The sequence below is a fragment of the Kitasatospora sp. MBT66 genome, assembly GCF_000710405.2.
GTDB classification, from domain to species: domain Bacteria; phylum Actinomycetota; class Actinomycetes; order Streptomycetales; family Streptomycetaceae; genus Kitasatospora; species Kitasatospora purpeofusca.
On sequence record NZ_JAIY01000004.1, the window covers coordinates 839,913 to 856,942 of the forward strand.

Annotated in this window: 19 protein-coding genes, 3 tRNA genes and 1 pseudogene; 9 read left to right on the top strand and 14 right to left on the bottom strand. The window is 74.4% G+C overall.

What is annotated here, in order from left to right; genetic code table 11:
* Positions 1–2 precede the first annotated feature (2 nt).
* From pcaB to BI06_RS10440, 7 genes are all read right to left on the bottom strand, one after another.
* The gene (gene pcaB, locus BI06_RS10410; RefSeq protein WP_043467145.1) at positions 3–1,418 is read right to left on the bottom strand and encodes a 3-carboxy-cis,cis-muconate cycloisomerase; all 1,416 of its coding nucleotides are present in this window, start codon (positions 1,416–1,418) and stop codon (positions 3–5) included.
* Positions 1,415–3,643: an FAD/NAD(P)-binding protein gene (locus BI06_RS10415; protein ID WP_082558430.1), complete on the bottom strand. Its 2,229-nt coding sequence runs from the start codon at positions 3,641–3,643 to the stop codon at positions 1,415–1,417. The genes pcaB and BI06_RS10415 overlap by 4 nt, the downstream gene beginning before the upstream one ends.
* On the bottom strand, positions 3,640–4,875 hold the full coding sequence (locus BI06_RS10420; RefSeq protein ID WP_043467148.1) for an FAD-dependent monooxygenase: 1,236 nt from the start codon (positions 4,873–4,875) through the stop codon (positions 3,640–3,642). The genes BI06_RS10415 and BI06_RS10420 overlap by 4 nt, the downstream gene beginning before the upstream one ends.
* Positions 4,872–6,452, bottom strand: a complete 1,581-nt coding sequence (locus tag BI06_RS10425; RefSeq protein ID WP_043467151.1) for a class I adenylate-forming enzyme family protein — start codon at positions 6,450–6,452, stop codon at positions 4,872–4,874. The genes BI06_RS10420 and BI06_RS10425 overlap by 4 nt, the downstream gene beginning before the upstream one ends.
* 123 nt (positions 6,453–6,575) lie before the next feature.
* Positions 6,576–7,133, bottom strand: coding sequence for an SRPBCC family protein (locus BI06_RS10430; RefSeq protein ID WP_043467154.1), 558 nt, complete (start codon positions 7,131–7,133; stop codon positions 6,576–6,578).
* A 142-nt stretch (positions 7,134–7,275) separates the two neighbouring features.
* Positions 7,276–7,707, bottom strand: a complete 432-nt coding sequence (locus tag BI06_RS10435; RefSeq protein ID WP_030392236.1) for a GNAT family N-acetyltransferase — start codon at positions 7,705–7,707, stop codon at positions 7,276–7,278.
* Positions 7,708–7,785: 78 nt separating this feature from the next.
* Positions 7,786–8,481, bottom strand: coding sequence for a TetR/AcrR family transcriptional regulator (locus BI06_RS10440; protein ID WP_233290089.1), 696 nt, complete (start codon positions 8,479–8,481; stop codon positions 7,786–7,788).
* A gap of 117 nt (positions 8,482–8,598) precedes the next feature.
* Between BI06_RS10440 and BI06_RS10445 the strand changes: the two genes are divergently transcribed.
* The 4 genes from BI06_RS10445 (at position 8,599) to BI06_RS10460 (ending at position 12,088) form a co-directional block, all read left to right on the top strand.
* On the top strand, positions 8,599–8,982 hold the full coding sequence (locus BI06_RS10445; protein WP_043467156.1) for a VOC family protein: 384 nt from the start codon (positions 8,599–8,601) through the stop codon (positions 8,980–8,982).
* Between the two features lie 164 nt (positions 8,983–9,146).
* Positions 9,147–10,493 (top strand): FAD-binding oxidoreductase, encoded by a 1,347-nt coding sequence (locus BI06_RS10450; protein WP_030392233.1) that lies wholly within the window; start codon positions 9,147–9,149, stop codon positions 10,491–10,493.
* Between the two features lie 132 nt (positions 10,494–10,625).
* A complete protein-coding gene (locus tag BI06_RS10455) occupies positions 10,626–11,147 on the top strand; it encodes a SigE family RNA polymerase sigma factor (protein ID WP_030392232.1) in 522 nt (173 codons plus the stop codon).
* Positions 11,144–12,088, top strand: coding sequence for a hypothetical protein (locus tag BI06_RS10460; protein ID WP_043467159.1), 945 nt, complete (start codon positions 11,144–11,146; stop codon positions 12,086–12,088). The genes BI06_RS10455 and BI06_RS10460 overlap by 4 nt, the downstream gene beginning before the upstream one ends.
* A 69-nt stretch (positions 12,089–12,157) precedes the next feature.
* Here BI06_RS10460 and BI06_RS10465 read toward each other — a convergent pair whose 3' ends face one another.
* The 3 genes from BI06_RS10465 to BI06_RS10470 form a co-directional block, all read right to left on the bottom strand.
* On the bottom strand, positions 12,158–12,853 hold the full coding sequence (locus tag BI06_RS10465) for a 2-phosphosulfolactate phosphatase (protein WP_043467664.1): 696 nt from the start codon (positions 12,851–12,853) through the stop codon (positions 12,158–12,160).
* 48 nt (positions 12,854–12,901) lie between these two features.
* Positions 12,902–13,060 (bottom strand): hypothetical protein, encoded by a 159-nt coding sequence (locus tag BI06_RS47935; protein WP_199523266.1) that lies wholly within the window; start codon positions 13,058–13,060, stop codon positions 12,902–12,904.
* A 215-nt stretch (positions 13,061–13,275) separates the two neighbouring features.
* On the bottom strand, positions 13,276–13,500 hold the full coding sequence (locus tag BI06_RS10470; RefSeq protein ID WP_030392229.1) for a hypothetical protein: 225 nt from the start codon (positions 13,498–13,500) through the stop codon (positions 13,276–13,278).
* Positions 13,501–13,877: 377 nt separating this feature from the next.
* On the opposite strand from BI06_RS10470, the gene BI06_RS10475 reads away from it, so the two are divergent.
* On the top strand, positions 13,878–14,081 hold the full coding sequence (locus BI06_RS10475) for a cold-shock protein (RefSeq protein ID WP_030918248.1): 204 nt from the start codon (positions 13,878–13,880) through the stop codon (positions 14,079–14,081).
* 233 nt (positions 14,082–14,314) lie between these two features.
* Here the strand turns inward: BI06_RS10475 and BI06_RS10480 are convergent.
* The 4 genes from BI06_RS10480 to BI06_RS10495 all read right to left on the bottom strand — a co-directional run bounded on the left by BI06_RS10480 (position 14,315) and on the right by BI06_RS10495 (position 15,109).
* Positions 14,315–14,388, bottom strand: a tRNA-Phe gene (locus BI06_RS10480).
* A 27-nt stretch (positions 14,389–14,415) separates the two neighbouring features.
* A tRNA-Asp gene (locus BI06_RS10485) sits at positions 14,416–14,489 on the bottom strand.
* Between the two features lie 65 nt (positions 14,490–14,554).
* Positions 14,555–14,627, bottom strand: a tRNA-Glu gene (locus BI06_RS10490).
* A 140-nt stretch (positions 14,628–14,767) separates the two neighbouring features.
* Positions 14,768–15,109: a metallopeptidase family protein gene (locus BI06_RS10495; RefSeq protein WP_030397761.1), complete on the bottom strand. Its 342-nt coding sequence runs from the start codon at positions 15,107–15,109 to the stop codon at positions 14,768–14,770.
* An 80-nt stretch (positions 15,110–15,189) separates the two neighbouring features.
* Between BI06_RS10495 and crcB (BI06_RS10500) the strand changes: the two genes are divergently transcribed.
* From crcB (BI06_RS10500) to BI06_RS50515, 4 genes and pseudogenes are all read left to right on the top strand, one after another.
* A complete protein-coding gene (crcB, locus tag BI06_RS10500) occupies positions 15,190–15,669 on the top strand; it encodes a fluoride efflux transporter CrcB (protein WP_078880589.1) in 480 nt (159 codons plus the stop codon).
* Positions 15,666–16,103: a DUF190 domain-containing protein gene (locus BI06_RS10505; protein WP_082558400.1), complete on the top strand. Its 438-nt coding sequence runs from the start codon at positions 15,666–15,668 to the stop codon at positions 16,101–16,103. Before crcB (BI06_RS10500) ends, BI06_RS10505 begins: the two co-directional genes overlap by 4 nt.
* Positions 16,100–16,474 (top strand): fluoride efflux transporter CrcB, encoded by a 375-nt coding sequence (crcB, locus tag BI06_RS10510; protein ID WP_043467166.1) that lies wholly within the window; start codon positions 16,100–16,102, stop codon positions 16,472–16,474. Before BI06_RS10505 ends, crcB (BI06_RS10510) begins: the two co-directional genes overlap by 4 nt.
* A 184-nt stretch (positions 16,475–16,658) precedes the next feature.
* A pseudogene (locus BI06_RS50515) lies at positions 16,659–17,030 on the top strand (hypothetical protein); the annotation flags it as partial.

Below are 17,030 nucleotides of genomic sequence, written 5' to 3' on the forward strand. Positions count from 1 at the left end.
GCTCAGTGCCGCAGCGCCCGGTCCACCAGGGCGCCGGCCATGCCGGTGTACCCGGCCGGGTCGCACAGCTCCGCGATCTCCGCGGCGGTGAAGTGCCCCTCCAGCCCGTTCTGTTCGGCGAGCACCTCGGCCAGCGGCCGGCCCTCCCGGTCGGCGGTCAGCGAGGCCTCGGTGAGCAGCTGCCGGGCCACCGCCTTGCCGAGCTTCGGCGCCAGTCGGGCGGCGATCCGCTCGGAGACCAGCTGGCCGCCGGTGAGCTCCAGGTTGGCCCGCATCCGCTCCGGCCGGACCACCAGCCCCTCGGCCAGCTCGACCGAGGTGTGCGCGGCGCCGCCGGCCAGCCGCAGGCACTCGCGCAGCAGCAGCCACTCGGCGTGCCAGGCGCCGCCCGAGCGCTCGTCCTCGGTCACCAGGCACTGGGTCAGTCCGGCGGCGAGCACCGGGACCTGGAGGGCGGCGCTGCGCAGCAGTGTGGCCAGCACCGGGTTGCGCTTGTGCGGCATCGCGGAGGAGGCGCCGCGTCCGGCCACCGCCGGTTCGACCACCTCGCCGACCTCGGTGCGGGTCAGTGACTGCACGTCCACCGCGATCTTGCCGAGCGCGCCGGCGGTGAAGGCCAGCGCGGCGGCCAGGTCGGCCATCGGGGTGCGCAGCGCGTGCCAGGGCAGGTCCGGCCGGGCGAGCCCGGTCTCGGCGGCGAAGGCGTCCAGCAGCCGGTCCAGGTAGGCGCCGGCGTCCACCTCCGGGTCGGGGCCGTCCAGCCGGGCGTACTCGAGGTAGCCGGCCAGGGTGCCGGCGGCGCCGCCCAGCGAGACCGGCAGCCCGTCCGCGAGGACGGCGGCGAGCCGGCGGTCGGCGTCCAGCACCAGTCGGCGCCAGCCGGCCGCCTTGAGGCCGAAGGTGGTGGGCACCGCGTGCAGGGCGAGGGTGCGCCCGGCGAGCACGGTGTCCCGGTGCTCGGCGGCGAGGCCGGCGAGCGCGTCGGCGGTGCGGCCGAGGTCGGCGCGGATCAGGGTGAGGGCCCGGGCGGCGACCAGCATGGCGCCGGTGTCCAGGATGTCCTGGCTGGTCGAGCCGCGGTGCACGTACTCGGCGGCGGCCGGGTCCTCGGCGGCCACCGCCCGGGTCAGCGCCTGGACCAGGCCGACCACCGGGTTGGCGGTCTCCCGGCAGGCCAGGGCCAGCTCGCGGACGTCGAACCGCTCGGCCCGGGCGGCCCGGGTGATCGCGGCGGCCGCGGCGGGCGGCACCGTGCCCAGGCCGGCCTGGGCACGGGCCAGGGCCGCTTCGGCGTCCAGCATGGCCTGGAGCCAGGCGCGGTCGGTCACGGCCGCCTCGACCGGGGTGCCGGCCCGGACGGGGGAGAGCAGGCCGGTGTCGGGCTCCGCCGGGGCCGGCGGGCTGGGGTGTGCGGTCATACGACGACGCCTCTCGGTTCGGACTCGGCTGACCCGGCGGACTCTACGGAGCCGTTGGACCGCCCCGACCCGGTGGACCCGGCGGACACCGCCGGTCCGCTGGGCTCGGCCGTCACCACGGGCCCGGCGGGCCCGGCCGCCCCGGTGGACTCCGCCGAGCCGGCGGACCCGGCCGCGGCGGTCGGCCACTCGGGCGCGGGGGAGAGCGCCAGCACCGCCCGGGCGATGGCGTCGGAGTCCCCGAGGGTCACCGAGTCGACGCCGGGCCGGATGCCCGCCGCGGTGACCCAGTGCACGGACTCGGTCGGCACCCCGTACGCGAAGCGGCGCGGGTGCGCCCGGCCGCGGCCGTCCAGCAGTCGGTAGGGCCGCTCGGTGACGGCGAGGCCGCCGGTGGGGTAGCCCGTCCCGGCGGGGCCGGGGATCCGGTAGGTGGCGCACTGCTCGGTGTCCAGCAGGTGCCGCAGCAGCGGGTCGTCGGTGCGCCGCAGGTCGGGTTCCGGCAGCCGGGCCTCGACCAGGACGGTGGCCCGGACCGTCGGGCCCGGCACGGCGGTGGAGTGCGCGGCGAAGGCCGGGTCGACCGGGTCGATCCGGATCTCGGTGCCGGGGCCGAGGAGTTCCACCACCCCGGCCTCGATCAACGCGATCAGCTGCTCGATCCGCTCCACCGGCGGTCCGATGGAGAGGAAGGCGTTCAGCGGGGTGTACCAGCCGTCGAGGTCGTCCCGGTAGGAGTCGCCCGCGATGCCGCTGTGGTCGACCGCCATCCGGATCTCGTTGCGCAGGTCGCGCAGCACGTCCAGGGCGGCCTTGAGCGGGCCGCTGAGGTTCCCGGCCCTGGCTTCGGCGACGTCCTGGCGCAGATGCTCGAGCAGCCAGTCGCGGAAGTCCGCGCGGTCGGTGAACTCCCGCCCGGCGTAGGGGCGGGAGAGCCGGTCCCAGCTCCAGCGGTCGGCCTCGGGGATGCCGTGCTCGTCGAGCACGGCGGCCGGGTCCTCGGCGGTCAGGAAGCGGTCGGTGAACGCCTCGCGCTCGGCGCCGCGGGCCCGGGCGGTGAGCAGCGCGCCGTAGTAGACGGCCTCCACCTCGCGGGAGACCAGCGGCCAGAGGTCGGTGGCGAACCGCACCGGACCGCCCCGGCGGGTGCGCTCCCGCAGCTCGGCGACCACCTCGGTGGTGAGCAGCCGGGGCAGGTGGCGGCCGTACGCGCCCTTCTCGTTCTCGCCGCGCGCGTGGTACGGGATGCCGCGCCGCGAGGTGGCGTACAGCCGGGGCTCGGCGCCGGAGGGCCGGTACACCAGGCCGCCGTCCGTCTGCTCGAACCGGCCGCCCCGGCCGAGCGTGAACAGGGCCATGTGGTCGAAGAAGTTGAGGCCGAGGCCGCGCAGCAGGACGCTCTGGCCCGGGCGGGCGGTGACGTGGACGTCGGCGGGGTTGGCGGGGGTGATGTAGTCGAGGTGGTGGATCCTGGCCAGGCTGGCGGTGCGGGCCTCGCGCGGGGTGGGCCGGGCGGGGAGGTGGCCCTGGGCGAGCACGATGGCGTCCAGCCGGTTCAGCCGGGTGCCGTCCTCCAGCCGGACGCCCTGCGGGCCGCCGGGGAAGCCGTGCGCGTCGGCCATCGCGACCGCCCGGGAGCGGTGCACCCGGACGGTCACGGTCGGCGGGGCGGCGGCGACCACGGCGCGGAAGGCGGCGTGCAGGTAGTGGCCGTAGAAGGCGCGGGTCGGGTAGGTGTTCGGCCCGAGGGCGGCGGCCTCGGCCAGGGCCGCCCCGTCGGGGCCGTCCGGCTGCCGGCCGGGGGCGCCCGGTCCGTGCCCGTCCGGTCCCCGGCCGGCCGGTTCGTGGACGCCTGGTTCGTTGCCGCCCGGTTCGTTGCCGCCCGGTCCGTTCCGGGCCGGGTCCGGGTCCCGGTCGGGACTGCCCTCGGGGGCAAGCGACTTCGCCCATTCGTACAGGCTGGGACCGGGTTCGACGGGCCCGTCGATCCGGACGCTGTCGTCGGTGTACACGGTGATCTGCGAGGCCACCGTGTTCATCAGGAGGTGCCGGGACTGGTCGGTGCGCCAGACCCGGCCCGCTCCGGGGGGTGCCGGGTCCACCACGTGCACGGTGACGGTGGCCCCGGAGGGGCTGGACCGTTCGTTCGCGCAGAGTCGTTCCAGCACCGATAGACCGCGAGGACCCGCGCCGATGACGCAGATCTGGAGGTGACTGTCGATCATGCCCACGGCTCGAAATCGTAGTTGTGATCATCCGATGATGAAAAGGTCTTGACGCCGTGCATCCAGGCCACCCGCTCGTGCAAGTCGCCCTCGGAGAGCGCTCCGAGCAGCCGGTTCCTGGTCCGCGCGGCCTCGCCCGCGGGGTGCCAGAGCCGGATCGATTCCCGCGCGGCACGCTGCACCGCCGCCGTACGAGCCTGCCGTTCGGAGGCGAACCTGGCAAGGGTGCCGGTGAGTTCAGTGGTCTCGACCATCAACTCGCCCAGCAGAACGGCATCCTCCAGCGCCTGACAGGCCCCCTGCGCCGCGTAGTGCAGCATCGGGTGCGCGGCGTCGCCCAGCAGCGCCACCCGGCCGTCCGTCCACCGCCGCACCGGGTCCCGGTCCACCAGTACCCAGGAGCGCCAGCCCTCGCCGAGCGCCAGCAGCCGCCGGGCGTTCGGCGCGGTCAGACCGGCCAGCTGCTCCCCGACCAGCTCCTCGTCCACCGCCACCCCGGCGAGCGCCTCGGTGGCGCCGTTGTCCCGGGAGGCGGCCAGGTTGAGGAACGCCCCGCCGGCGATCGGGTAGTGGACGAAGTGGCAGTGCGGGCCGGTCCACCAGGTCACCGAGGTGGGCAGCCGCAGCTCCTCGGGGACCAGCTCCATCGGGACCACCGCCCGGTAGACGGTGATCCCGGAGATCCGCGGCTCGCCGTCGCCGACCAACTGGGCGCGGACCGCCGAATGGATGCCGTCCGCCCCGAGCAGCACGTCGCCGCGCACCGAGCCGCCGTCCGCCAGCAGCGCGGTGGCGCCCCCGGCGTCCTGCCGGTAGCCGGTGACGGCGGTCGCGGCGCGCAGCTCGATCCGCGGCTCGTTCCGGCAGGCGCGCAGCAGCAGCCCGTGCAGCTCGGCCCGGTGCACCACCACGTACGGGTTGCCGAACCGCTGCTGGTAGCGCTCGGTGAGGGTCAGGCTGGTGACGTGCTCGCCGGTGACGCCGTCCATGAAGCGCAGTTCGGCCATGTGCACCCCGGCCGCCCGGACGGCGTCGCCGAGGCCCAGCCGCTCCAGCGCGAGGATGCCGTTCGGGGCGATCTGGATGCCCGCCCCGATCTCGGCGAACTCCGGCGCCCGCTCCAGGACCACCGCCCGGTGGCCGGCCCGGGCGAGGGCCAGCGCGGCGGCCAGCCCGCCGATCCCGCCGCCGGCCACCAGGACGGTGGCCGGGGCGTCGTGGCGCGCCGTCACCGGACCGGCCCGTCGTCCTCGGCGGCCGCCAGCCGGCGGGCCAGCTCCAGCCGCTTGATCTTGGTGGTGGCGGTGGCCGGGAGCTCGCCCAGCCGCCACTGCACCGGATCGGCCATCGGCGGCAGGCCCGCCGTGGCCGCCCGCCAGGCGGCCGGTTCCACCGGCAGGTCGTCCTTGGTGCAGATCACCGGCACCGCCCGGCCGTCCGCGCCGGGGACGATCACCACCTCGGCGAGCTGGGGGAGGCGGGCGAACAGCGCGTCCTCGGCGGCCAGGGTGGAGCCGAAGCCCTCGATCAGGTCGACCTCGCGGTCCAGCAGGTGCACACAGCCCCAGCGGGTGCGGTAGCCGACGTCGCCCATCCGCCACCAGCCGTCCTCGACCTGCTGGTCGTACCGGGCCTGCTCGCCGAGGTAGGTGACGATCCGGCCGTCGCTGCGGACCTCGATGTACCCGGGGTTCTCCGCCGACGGCGGCCGGCCGTTGCGGCTCACCACCCGGACGTCGGTGAAGCCGGGGAAGGGCATGCCCACGCAGCGGCCGTCCGCGTCCGCGCCGCGCCGCCGGGAGAACGAGCGCACCACGGCCGGGCCGACCTCGCTCTGCCCGTACAGCTGGCCGAAGACCGGCGCGGTGCGGGCGGAGGCGGCGAGCATGGTCCGCACGGTGCGGGGGTGGATCGCGTCGAAGGTCGAGGAGAACAGCTTGACGTTGGCCAGCGGGCGGCGCGGGTCCTCGGCGAGTTCCTCCCACTCCATGAAGGAGTTGGGGTGGGCCTCCAGGATCCCGGGGCGCAGCCGGGCGAACAGCTCGGCCACGTGCCCGGGCTCCGAGTGGGCCAGCACCAGGATCGGGAAGCCGCGGAACAGCGAGATCGCCAGCGCGGTGATCAGCCGGGAGTGGACGAAGGAGACATGGATGGCGATGGTCTCCCGGCCCGGGACCACCGGGCGCAGGACGAGCGCCTGCGGCCGGTAGCGGGCCTCCAGGGTGCGGCCGGTGTGCACGGCCAGCTTGGGCGTGCCGGTGGTGCCGGAGGTGTGGGTGATCAGGGTCGGGTGGTCCGGCGGCGCGGTGACCGGCGCGACCCGGGGCGAGCCGGCCAGGGCGGCCAGCTCGACCGCGCCGGGGTGGCTGCCGGAGGCCAGCAGGACGGTGGCGGCCAGCTCGAAGACCTCGGCCGGCAGGTCCTTGGCGAGCTTGACCGCGTCGGTGACCAGGAACGGCTCGTCGGTGCGGCGGACCAGCTCGGCGACGGTCGCGCCGTCCAGATAGGGCGAGAGCAGCACCGGGACGGCGCCGATCCGGGCCGTGGCGCAGGCGAGCAGGGTGATGTCGAAACTGTTCGACTTGTGGACCACCACCCGGCGGCCCGGCCGGACCCCGGCGGCCCACAGCCGGGAGGCGTGGTCGTTGACCAGGTCGGCGAGCTCGGCGACGGTGGACCGCCGGCCCAGCTCGGGGGCGATGTCGAGGTCGTGGTCGAGGATCACCACGTTCGCGCCGTTCCGGACGGCGGCCCGCTCGAAGAGCGTGCCCAGTCGGATTCCCCGGTTGGCAATGCGCTGAAGGAGCACCGTTCCGCCCTCTCGTGGGATTAGGGTCGCTGTGCTTTCAGGGGTTTCGTCCCGGGGGATGTGCCGCCGGGACTTCGTGCCAGGAGCCTTTTTCGGATTCAGTTCCAGGGGGGGGGATCCGGTTCAGCGGTCCTTCTCGACGACCTGCTTGATCCGCTCCAGGGTCACCCCGAGGTCGGCCGCGACCTTCTCGCCCCACTCGGCGAAGAAGCGGCGCTTCTCGTCCTCGTCCATCCCGGCGGTGATGCCGCGGATGCCCTCGGTGGCGGCGCCCATCCGGAAGTGGTGCACCAGCACGCTGTGGTCCGCGTCCGGCTCCGCGGAGGGGGCCACGTCGAAGGCCCAGACGCTGTCCTGGGCGCGGCCGCCGGTGTCCCGCATGGCCCAGCGGAAGGTCCGGCCGGGCTCGGCCGCGACCACCTCGGCGTGGGTGTACCAGGTGCCGCGGACCACCGGCGCCCAGGCGACCACGTCCGGGCTGCGCAGGTTCTCGCCGCGGAACACCGAACCGACCTCGGCGGGCGCGCCGGAGATCCAGCTGCCGCCCTGGCATTCCGGGCTCCACTCGCCGCAGCGCGGGAGGTCGCTGATCACCGAATAGATCTCGTCGGGGGTGGCGGAAATCCGGATCTCGGCCCGGGAACGGAAAAGCGGGGCGTTTTCTGCGGTGTTTTCTCCCATGGCCGGAATCCTGGGCGGCGGCCCGCGGGAGGGTCAAAGGCGTGCCGACGGGTCCGTCAAGTCCGGCCGTGGACCTGACACATCGCGCCCGGAACCGGTTCGGGGGCCACCGGCCGGATGCTAAGGAGGTGGCCCGCCGTCCCTAGAGCTCGAGGCCGAAGTGCAGCGCGGTGACCGCCATCCGGTGCGCGTGGTAGAAGCGGTGCGCGCCGTGGTTGGCCGTCCCCGAGTCCAGCTCGATCCGGACGCAGCCGGCCGCCGCGGCCCGCTCCCGGAGCACCGCGAACAGCCGCCCGCCGACCCCGGCCGAGCGGGCCGACGGCGCGGTCACCAGGTCGTCGACGAAGAACAGCCGCCCCCGGCTGGTGGCCAGCACCCGGTGGGTGGCCACCGCCAGGCAGCGCCGCCGCCCGTCGTACGCGGCGGTGAACACCAGCCCCTGGGCGTGCGCCTCGGCCGCGAACGCGGCGAAGCCGTCCGTCCCGAGCGCTGGGCGCAGCGCCAGCAGCAGCGGTGCGACGTCCCGCAGCAGCGCGGGCCCGTCCGGCCCGACGTCCACGAAGCTGAGTTCCATCTCCCGTGCCCCCCGACGGTCGTGGTGGTCCTGCCGGCCTTGGTGGTTCTGCTGGTCCTGCTGTCCCTGGTGGTCGGGCTAGGCCGGTGCGCCGTACACCGCGAGGAACGCCGCCACGCCGTGCTCCACGACCTCGGCGATCCGCTCGGCCGGCATCGGCAGTGCGCCGTAGAAGGTGGGCTGGGCGACGGCGAGGAAGGTCAGCAGGTTGAGCATCCGGGCGGCCTCGGCCGGGTCCGGCACCACCAGCAGCCCGCGCTCGGCGAACTCGGCCATCCAGTGCGTCAGCACCCGGTGGGTCTCCCGGGGGCCGGCCTCCTGCCAGGCCTCCAGCACGGCCGGGCGGATGTGCAGCGCCTCGGCCTCGATGGTGCGGACCAGCGCCCAGTGCTCGGCGAAGGTGGTGAGCGAGTCGACCCGCTCCAGGCCGAAGTCGATGAGGTCGGTGCGCAGGTCGACGATCTTCCGCAGATGGCGGTCGGCGATCTTCGCCTGGGTGGCGGCCACCGTGGAGGCGCCCTCCAGGATCACCGACCGGAACAGCTGCTCCTTGTCGGCGAAGTGGTTGTAGATGGTCCGCTTGGAGACGCCGGCCTCGGCGGCGATGGCGTCCACGCTGGTGCGGGTGAAGCCCTCGCGGCCGAACACGGTGCGGGCCGCGCGGGCGATCGCCACCCGCTTCTCCGGCATGCCGCGGCGCCCGGTGGCCGGGGCGGCGTCCGGGGTGCCGTCCGGGGCGGCGGGTCTCGCGGCCGGGGCGGGCTGTTCGGTCACGGGGAAATCCTCCTTGCAGTGCACTACATCGTGTAGTTTACGACATGCTTGACGTGAAGCGGACTTCAAGTCCTACGCTCGTCGGTACGTCCGGAAGTCCCAGGAGGGAAGCGTTCCATGGCCGTTCAGCTGAACCACACGATCGTCCCGGCACGGGACGACGAGGAGACCGCGCGCTTCCTGACCGAGATCCTCGGTCTGGCCGCTCCCGTGCGCAGCGAGCCCTTCCTCGTCGTCCGGCTCGCCAACGACGTCGCGATGGACGTCATGCGGATCGACGGGCCGGTCCCCACCGGGCACTACGCCTTCCTGGTCGGCGACGAGGAGTTCGACGAGATCCTCGGCCGGGTCCAGGACCGCGGGATCACCTACTGGGCCGACCCGTTCCACCGCCACGCCGGTCGCGTCAACGACTGGTTCGGCGGCCGCGGCGCCTACTTCGAGGACCCGAACGGCCACAACCTGGAGATCATGACCCGCGCCTCCGGCGACAGCCGCTAGCGCCCACGGGCGCGGCGCCCACGACTGCCCGGCCGCGGCCCCGGGGGGAGGTCGCGGCCGGGTTCCGCATCCGTGACCGTCCGTCAGGACCCGTTCGCCGACGACCTGACAGAGATCGGATACGGACGGGATTGCTCCGCCCCCGCGCGGGTTAGCCTCCCCGCATGATCGAGACCAAGGGGCCGGTGCACCGGCCGGGAGACGACGAGTACGACGCCCGACGGACCGGCTACAACCTCGCGCTGGACCACCGCCCGGCGCTGGTGGTGTCCGCCGCCGACACCGCCGATGTGATCGCCGCCGTCCGGTACGCCGCCGAGCACGGCCTCGCCGTCGCCGTCCGCGCCACCGGCCACGGCATCTCCGTCCCCACCGACGGCCAGCTGGTGATCGACACCGCCGCCCTCGACGAGGTCACCGTCGACCCGGTCGCCCGGACCGCCACCGTCGGCGCCGGCGTCCGCTGGCGCCAGGTGCTCGACGCCGCCGCACCGCACGGCCTCGCCCCGCTGAGCGGCTCCAACCCCGACGTCGGCGCCGTCGGCTACACCCTCGGCGGCGGCATCGGCCTGCTCGGCCGCCGCCACGGCTTCGCCGCCGACCACGTCCGCCGACTGGAGGTCGTCACCGCCGACGGCCGCCTGGTCGAGACCGGCCCCGCGACCGAACCCGACCTGTTCTGGGCCCTGCGCGGGGGCAAGGACAACTTCGGGATCGTCACCGCGATGGAGATCGACCTCGTCCCCTGCACCGGCCTCTACGGCGGCGGCCTCTACTACCCCGCCGAATCCGCCGCCGCCGCGCTGCACGGCTGGGCCGAGTGGAGCCGGACCGTCCCCGAGGAGCTCGCCACCTCCGCCCAACTGATCGGCTACCCCGACATCGACGCCGTACCGGAGCCGATCCGCGGCCGCTACGCCGTCGTGCTGCGGGTCGCCTGGAGCGGCCCGGCCGAGCAGGGCGAGGAATGGGTCCGGCCGCTGCGCGCCTTCGGCACCCCGCTCCTCGACACCGTCCGCGAGCTGCCCTTCACCGAGGCCGGCACGATCCACCACGAGCCGCCGTTCGCGCACCCCGCGTACGACCGGAACACCGCCCTGCGCGAGTTCACCGCCGCGACGGCGGACGCCGTCCTGGAACTCGCCGGACCGGACGCCGACAGCCCGCTGATCGTGGAGTTCCGGCTCCAGGGCGGCGCCTACTCGCGCGAGCCCGCGGTGCCGAACGCCGTCGGCGGCCGGGACGCCGGCTACCTGGCCTTCTCCACCAGCATGATCGGCCCGGTCCCGCTGGAGGGGCTGCGCACCGCGCACGCCGCCCTGCACGAGCGGCTGCGCCCGTGGTCCACCGGCGGCGCGCTCGCCAACTTCTTCGGCCTGGACGACGCCGACCCGGCCGTCGTGCGCACCGCCTACCCGGAGCCCGTTCACCGGCGGCTCACCGAGCTCAAGGCGGTGTACGACCCGGGGAACCTCTTCCGGCTCAACTTCAACATCCCGCCCGCCGGCTGACCCGCCCGGTCCCTGTAGCCTTCTCGCCTCCAAGCTCCTGACCTCCTCGTCTGCCCGTTCGGACTGCCCTCGCGGACCGCCCCGGCAACGGTTCGCGGCCGGTACGGGCTCTGGGTGGACGAGGAGGTACTCATGGGAGCCAAGAAGGCCGAGCGGGACGCCGAGTTCAACGCGTTCGTGACCGGTGCCTGGCCACGTCTGATGCGAACGGCGTTCCTGCTGACCGGGGAGCGCTACCTCGCGGAGGACGTGGTGCAGACCGCACTGGAGCGGACCTACGCCGCCTGGGGGAGGGTCACCAAGGCCGACGAGCCGTACGCCTACGTGCGCCGGATCGTCATCAACGAGCACGCCCGCCGCTTCCGGCGCAGGGTCCCGGAGCAGCTGGTCAACGCCGTGCCGGACCGCACCGGCCCGGACGGCTTCGCCCGCCTGGACGAGCGGGCCGCCCTGCTGGAGGCGCTCGGCACCCTGCCGCCGGGCCAGCGGCAGGCGGTGGTGCTGCGCTACTGGGAGGACCTGAGCGAGTCCCAGGCCGCCGCCGCCATGGGCTGTTCGGTGGGCACGGTCAAGAGCCAGGCGTCGAAGGGCATCGCCAAGCTTCGCGAGCTCTCCTCACTCATCACCATGACGAGCATCGGAGGTGCGGCATGAACCGCGACGAGGCGCAGGCGACCGGGGTGGCGGGCAGCGAGGAGGTGGCCCGGGCCCTGGCCGGGCTGGTGGAGACGATGGAGACCGGCCCGGCGCCCTACGGGGCGGTGCTGGCCGGCGGCCGGCGGCGGGTGGTCCGGCGGCGGACGTCCCTGGGCGGGGCGATGGCGCTGGCCCTGGTCGCCGCCCTCGGCGGCGTGGCGGCGGTGAACGGGGGAGTCGGCGGGCTCGGCGGACGGGCCGGCGGCACCGCGGTCGTGGCGTCGAGCGCGAATGTGTCGACGGTGCTGTCCCCGGCCGCCGGAGGGCCCGCCGCGACCCCGGGCGCCCCCCGCGACCCGCTCGTCCCGACCCGGATCCAGGTGCTCGCCGGGACCAAGGACGGCAAGCCCTGGAGCGTCTGGGCGGCCCTGTGGCCGGCCCCCGGCAAGGAGCGGATCCGCGAGCAGGCCCGGCTGATCTGGCAGGAGGACGCCGACGCCGGCTCCCCCTGGCCCGCGCCCACCGACGGCTACCTCAACGAGTACGGGACGCCGGACGCGGACCACGTGGTCTTCTACTACATCCAGGACGGCAAGCGGCTCGCGCGCTCCAACGAGACCTTCGTCGCGCCGCCCGGGAGCCCGGTGGGCTTCTACCGCGTGGACCACGCGCCGGTGGAGGACTTCGGCCACTTCTGGCTCGGCGCCCAGGCCAAGAACGGCACCGAGGACCCGCTGTACACCGTCCCCAAGGTGGACATCGGCCTGGTGCCCCCGGGCGTCGCCCGGGCCGTGATCGAGTGGGCCGACGGCGTCACCGCCGAGCCCGCCATCCTGTCCCTCGGCGACTCCGAGGCCCGCTGGATCGGCGCCGCCAAGCGCGGCGTCGCCGCCGAACTCCGCCTCTACGCGGCCGACGGCTCCCTGATCGGCGGCAAGAAGGGCTGGGCGGAGAACTGACCGCCCGCTCCCCCGGTCCGACCGGCGGGCCCCGGGGAGTTCGCTCCCCGGGGCCCGCCGGCGTGGTGGTCAGGGCGCGGCGGGCGCGGCGGGCACGGAGACCGGCCGCAGCACCGTCAGCGAGCCCTCCTGGGACGCCACCATGGCGAAGGAGAACCGGTCGAGTTCCAGGCAGAGCGCGACGTCGTCGGGATGCGCCCCCTCACGCACCCCCTGCGCCAGCTCGGCGGCGGCCCGCGACCCGGCAGCCCGGCGGAGGTACGCGTCCGCGTCCGTCCCGTCCCCGGCGGCCCTCCCGGCGATGTACTGGGCGCACGCCAGGTCCTCCTCGGCCCGCCCGTCCTCGCCGGTGACCACATAGGTGACGCTCCCGCACCCCCGGTCCCGCAACAGCCGCGCCGTCGCCCCCGCCACCACGAAGCCGGCGCAGAGCACCAGCGGGGCGTCCTTCACCGCGAGCGCGCCGACCGTCCCGGCCGTGGTCTTCTGCACCACCGTCCGCCCACCGAGGTCCACGTTCCGCAGCAGTCCCGGCGAGTTGACGGCGTCGAACCCGGGCGCCGCCGCCCCGTCCTTGAGCGCCACCCACCCCGGCCGCCGGGCCTTGAGCGCCAACGCCTCGTCCAGCGACCCGGCCAGAACGATCTTCTCGGCCCCCCGCTCGAACGCCCAGGCGGCCACGGTGAACGCACGCATGACATCGACCACGACCGCGACCGCCGGAACCTCGGCCACCTCGTCGATCGCGAGAAAACTGGAGTCCATGCCCGCCATGATCGCGGCCCCCGCCTCCCCGGCCCACCCGTTTTCGGGTCAGTACGGCAGCAGGTCACCCGTGACCAGGTCGAAGCCGAACGGCTCGGGGATGTGCAGGGTCTCGCCGAACCCGATGTCCTCGCGGCGGTGGTACTTCGTGCCGTCGGGCCGGCTCCGGCGGGCTTCGTCGAGGAGGGCGAAGTGCTCCGGGTTCATGCGCGCGGTCTCCTGGGTCTGCCGGGCAGTGCTCCTCAGCGCAGTCCGCCACCGGTCCCGGACATGCGGAAGGCCCGGAGAGCGGGCTCTCCGGGGCGGGGCGGCGTCGGCACCGGCGTCAACCGGCGCCGCACGTCCTCATGCTTCTGATGGGCGGGGTCGAGGGCTGTCCGCCCTCGCGCCGGTCGGCGTGCGAGTCGACCGGGCGCCAGGGGTCACAGCCGGAAGAGCTTGGCGAAGGGTGCAGTGATCCGCTCCGTTCGTGAGCCGAAGTCGACCAGAACGGCGAGTTCGCCCTCGACACCGATGGCGCGGCCGAGGCCGTACTCGTCGTGCGTCACCCGGTCTCCGACAGCGAATACCTTGGGCGGCGGCGGGGCCGGAGCCCGACGGAAGGGGCTGGTGGGGAGGTGGCGCCGGGGCGCGGCTGAATTCGTCATCCTGGCCAGTATGCGCTTGATTTCGGCGGAGCGGGTGGCTTGATCCGCCGGATATTTTGGATCTTGGCCGCCGGAGGCGGCCCGCGGTGCGCACCCCGGGCGCACGGGGGCCCGCCGGCGGGCGCCACTGCCCGGCGGCGCCGCAGGCCGGAGCCACGCCGGCGAACTCGCCGAGGAGAACTCCCCCGTTGGGGTGCGGACCCTGCTACAGTCGTGATAGTTGCAGTTGTGGTTCCCATGAACTTTGTGTGCGCCTGCTGGTTCTGACCGCAGGCGTATTTTGTTACCCGGCCATTTTTTCCCGGGTGGGTCATCATCGCGGCGACGCGAAACTCGCGACCTGTGAGTTTCGGACGTCCCATTCGAAGGATTTTTAAATGGCTAACGGCACTGTGAAGTGGTTCAACGCGGAAAAGGGCTTCGGCTTCATCGAGCAGGAGGGTGGCGGTCCGGACGTGTTCGCCCACTACTCGAACATCAACGCCAACGGCTTCCGCGAGCTGCTCGAGGGCCAGAAGGTCGAGTTCGACGTCACGCAGGGCCAGAAGGGCCCGCAGGCGGAGAACATTCGTCCGCTCTAGTACTTCCCGCTGACCGGCCCTGCCGGTCGGCCCCGGGCCCGCACCGCGCACGCGCGGTGCGGGCCTTTCGGTTTTCCCGCGGCGATCGGCCGGTGCTCCGGTGCTCCGGGGCTCGGTGCTTGGAGGACCCGTCGGTGGCGGCGTGAGGGACCGACCGCGTCCGCTGTGCCCATTGGCAACTGACGACACGAAAAGGCCCCCGCAGCGAATTCGCTGCGGGGGCCTCCTGGTTGTGGCCAGGGCCGGGGTCGAACCGGCGACCTTCCGCTTTTCAGGCGGACGCTCGTACCAACTGAGCTACCTGGCCGTACTGCACCGCCTCTTGCGAGACGAGCGATCCCGACGGGACTTGAACCCGCGACCTCCACCTTGACAGGGTGGCGAGCTAACCAACTGCTCCACGGGACCTAAAGGTGGCGAACCACCCAGGTCTTACTGGGTCTTGCTTCACTGCACTGTACTACGGTACTGCGTGCCCCCAACGGGATTCGAACCCGTGCTACCGCCTTGAAAGGGCGGCGTCCTGGGCCACTAGACGATGAGGGCTTGCGGCCTGTCCCGCCGTTTCCGGCGTTCGGGGACGTCGAGAAGCATATGGGATGTCGGGCCGATCGCCAAAACGGGTTTCGGCCAGGTGGGCGGGCGGGTCGTCCGGGGGGTTCGGGACGGGGGTCCGGGGCGGGGCTTCAGGACCAGCCGAGCTCGTCGAGCTCGTGGTCGTCGAAGCCGAAGTGGTGGGCGACCTCGTGGATCACCGTGGTGCGGACCTCCTCGACGACCTGCTCGCGGTCCTCGCACAGGCGCAGGGTCGGGCCCCGGTAGACGGTGATCCGGTCGGGGAGGACGCCCGCGTACCACTCGCCGCGCTCGGTGAGCGGGGTGCCCTCGTAGAGGCCGAGGAGTTCCGGGTCGGCCGGGTCGGGCTCGTCCTCGACGAAGACGGCGACGTTGTCCATCATCGCGGCGAGCTGCGGCGGGATCAGGTCGAGCGCGTCCGCGACCAGTACCTCGAAGTCTTCCGGGGTCATCTCCACCGGATCATTGTCGGGTCTGCGGTGACGGTGTGCCAGGCGGTCGGCGCTGTCGTTCGCCGGTGTTTGATGGGGCTGTGGCGACTTCGGAGGACTTGGTGGCGGACGGTGCCGTGCCCGGCCCGGGGGCGCGGCGACGCCCGCCGGTGCTGCGCGGGCAGGGGCCGGCGGTGGCGGTGGTCGCGGTCGGCGGGGCCCTGGGGGCGGTGGCCAGGTACGGGGCGGGGCGGCTGTGGCCGACCGGCCCGTCGGCCTTCCCGTGGACGACCCTGCTGGTGAACGTGGCGGGGTGCGCCGTGATCGGGGTCTTCCTGGTGGTGATCACCGAGGGGCGTCCGGTCCGTCCGCTGGTGCGGCCGTTCTTCGGGACCGGTGTGCTGGGCGGGTTCACGACCTTCTCGACGTACGCGGCGGACTTCCGCCGGCTGGTGGCGGAGGGGCGGCCCGGCCCGGCGGCGGGGTACCTGGCGTTGACGCTGCTGGCGGCGCTGGCGGCGGTCTGGGCGGCGGCCGCGGTGACGCGCGGGCTGCTGCGGCGGACCGGGGTGCGGGCATGACGGCCGGAGCGCCTGCAACGTCCGGGGAGTCCGGGGAGTCCGGGGAGTCCGGGGCGCCCCGGCTGGGCGGGCCCGCGCTGCGGCTGACCGTGCTGGTCGGCGAGAACGACCGCTGGCACCACCGCCCGCTGTACAGCGAGATCGTGCACCGGGCGCGGGCCGCCGGGCTGGCCGGGGCGAGCGTGTTCCGGGGGATCGAGGGCTTCGGAGCGTCCTCGCTGGTGCACACGGCGCGGCTGCTGTCGCTGAGCGAGGACCTGCCGGTGGCGGTGGTGATCGTGGACACCGAGGAGCGGGTGCGGGCCTTCCTGCCCGAGCTGGACGGGCTGCGGCCGGCGGGGCTGGTGACCCTGGAGCGGTGCGAGGTGCTCCGGTACGCGGGGCCGCCCGACGGCTCCGACGGGACCGGCACCGAAGGGCAGGGCGGGGCGTGAACTGGCTGCTGGTGGTGCTCGGGGCGGCGGTCGGCGCGCCGCTGCGGTACCTGACCGACCGGGCCGTGCAGTCCCGGCATGACTCGGTCTTCCCCTGGGGGACCTTCACCGTGAACGTGGTCGGCTGCCTGGTCCTCGGGCTGGTGACCGGGGCGGTGGCGGCTGGTGCCGCGTCCTCGCAGGTCCAGCTGCTGCTGGGGACGGGGCTGTGCGGCGCGCTGACCACGTACTCGACGTTCTCGTACGAGACGCTGCGGCTGGTCGAGGGCGGGGCCGGGCGGTACGCCCTGGTGAACGTCCTGGGCAGCGTCGTGGCGGGCCTGGCGGCGGTGTACGCGGGCGCCGGGCTGGCCGGGGCCCTCTGGGGCTGACCCGGGGCCGCCTGCCTCCCGGTCCTCCGTCGAACCCCCGAGCGAAGGGGGCCCGCCAGGCGCTCGTTCGAGTGCTCCCGGTGCGTCCACCCGTGTCCGTGCGCCGGGGGCGCGCGTTGGGCACCCGCAAGGGTGGCCGTGCGCGCGTGGTGGGCGGCCCGGGCGGGGCGGGAGAGGGAGCTCGGTGGCGGCGATGCGTGCGGTGGCGGAGCGGGAGACGGCGGTGGACCGAGGCGGACCCGAGCGGGCCGGAGCGGAGCGGACGCGGGTGGTCCGGTCCGGGGCGGCCCGGGCGGTGGCGGTCCTGGCGGTGGCCGGGCTGGGGCTGACGGGGTGCATGTCGGTCGGGCCGGGCGCGGACGAGAAGCACCGCACGGCGCCGGTCGGCCAGGCCGGGACGCCGACCAGGCCGGGGCCGACCGTCTCGGCCTCGCCCAGCGGTGGCGGACACCAGGGCGGCGCGGTCGGGCGCTCGGAGCGGGCGGGGGGCGCGCAGGCCCAGAGCGCCTCGGCCGGCGGCATGAACGCGGCCCCCGGGGAGCCGGCCGTCGGCGCG

Excerpts from the sequence above, each read along its gene's own strand:
- BI06_RS10465 (WP_043467664.1), bottom strand. The coding sequence starts at position 12,853 with ATGGACTCCAGTTTTCTCGCGATCGACGAGGTGGCCGAGGTTCCGGCG.
- BI06_RS10430 (WP_043467154.1), bottom strand. The coding sequence starts at position 7,133 with ATGGGAGAAAACACCGCAGAAAACGCCCCGCTTTTCCGTTCCCGGGCC.
- BI06_RS10495 (WP_030397761.1), bottom strand. The coding sequence starts at position 15,109 with ATGACCCCGGAAGACTTCGAGGTACTGGTCGCGGACGCGCTCGACCTG.
- BI06_RS10450 (WP_030392233.1), top strand. The coding sequence starts at position 9,147 with ATGATCGAGACCAAGGGGCCGGTGCACCGGCCGGGAGACGACGAGTAC.
- BI06_RS10470 (WP_030392229.1), bottom strand. The coding sequence starts at position 13,500 with ATGACGAATTCAGCCGCGCCCCGGCGCCACCTCCCCACCAGCCCCTTC.
- BI06_RS10435 (WP_030392236.1), bottom strand. The coding sequence starts at position 7,707 with ATGGAACTCAGCTTCGTGGACGTCGGGCCGGACGGGCCCGCGCTGCTG.
- BI06_RS47935 (WP_199523266.1), bottom strand. The coding sequence starts at position 13,060 with ATGAACCCGGAGCACTTCGCCCTCCTCGACGAAGCCCGCCGGAGCCGG.
- BI06_RS10460 (WP_043467159.1), top strand. The coding sequence starts at position 11,144 with ATGAACCGCGACGAGGCGCAGGCGACCGGGGTGGCGGGCAGCGAGGAG.
- BI06_RS10415 (WP_082558430.1), bottom strand. The coding sequence starts at position 3,643 with ATGATCGACAGTCACCTCCAGATCTGCGTCATCGGCGCGGGTCCTCGC.
- pcaB (WP_043467145.1), bottom strand. The coding sequence starts at position 1,418 with ATGACCGCACACCCCAGCCCGCCGGCCCCGGCGGAGCCCGACACCGGC.
- BI06_RS10455 (WP_030392232.1), top strand. The coding sequence starts at position 10,626 with ATGGGAGCCAAGAAGGCCGAGCGGGACGCCGAGTTCAACGCGTTCGTG.
- BI06_RS10445 (WP_043467156.1), top strand. The coding sequence starts at position 8,599 with ATGGCCGTTCAGCTGAACCACACGATCGTCCCGGCACGGGACGACGAG.
- BI06_RS10475 (WP_030918248.1), top strand. The coding sequence starts at position 13,878 with ATGGCTAACGGCACTGTGAAGTGGTTCAACGCGGAAAAGGGCTTCGGC.
- BI06_RS10505 (WP_082558400.1), top strand. The coding sequence starts at position 15,666 with ATGACGGCCGGAGCGCCTGCAACGTCCGGGGAGTCCGGGGAGTCCGGG.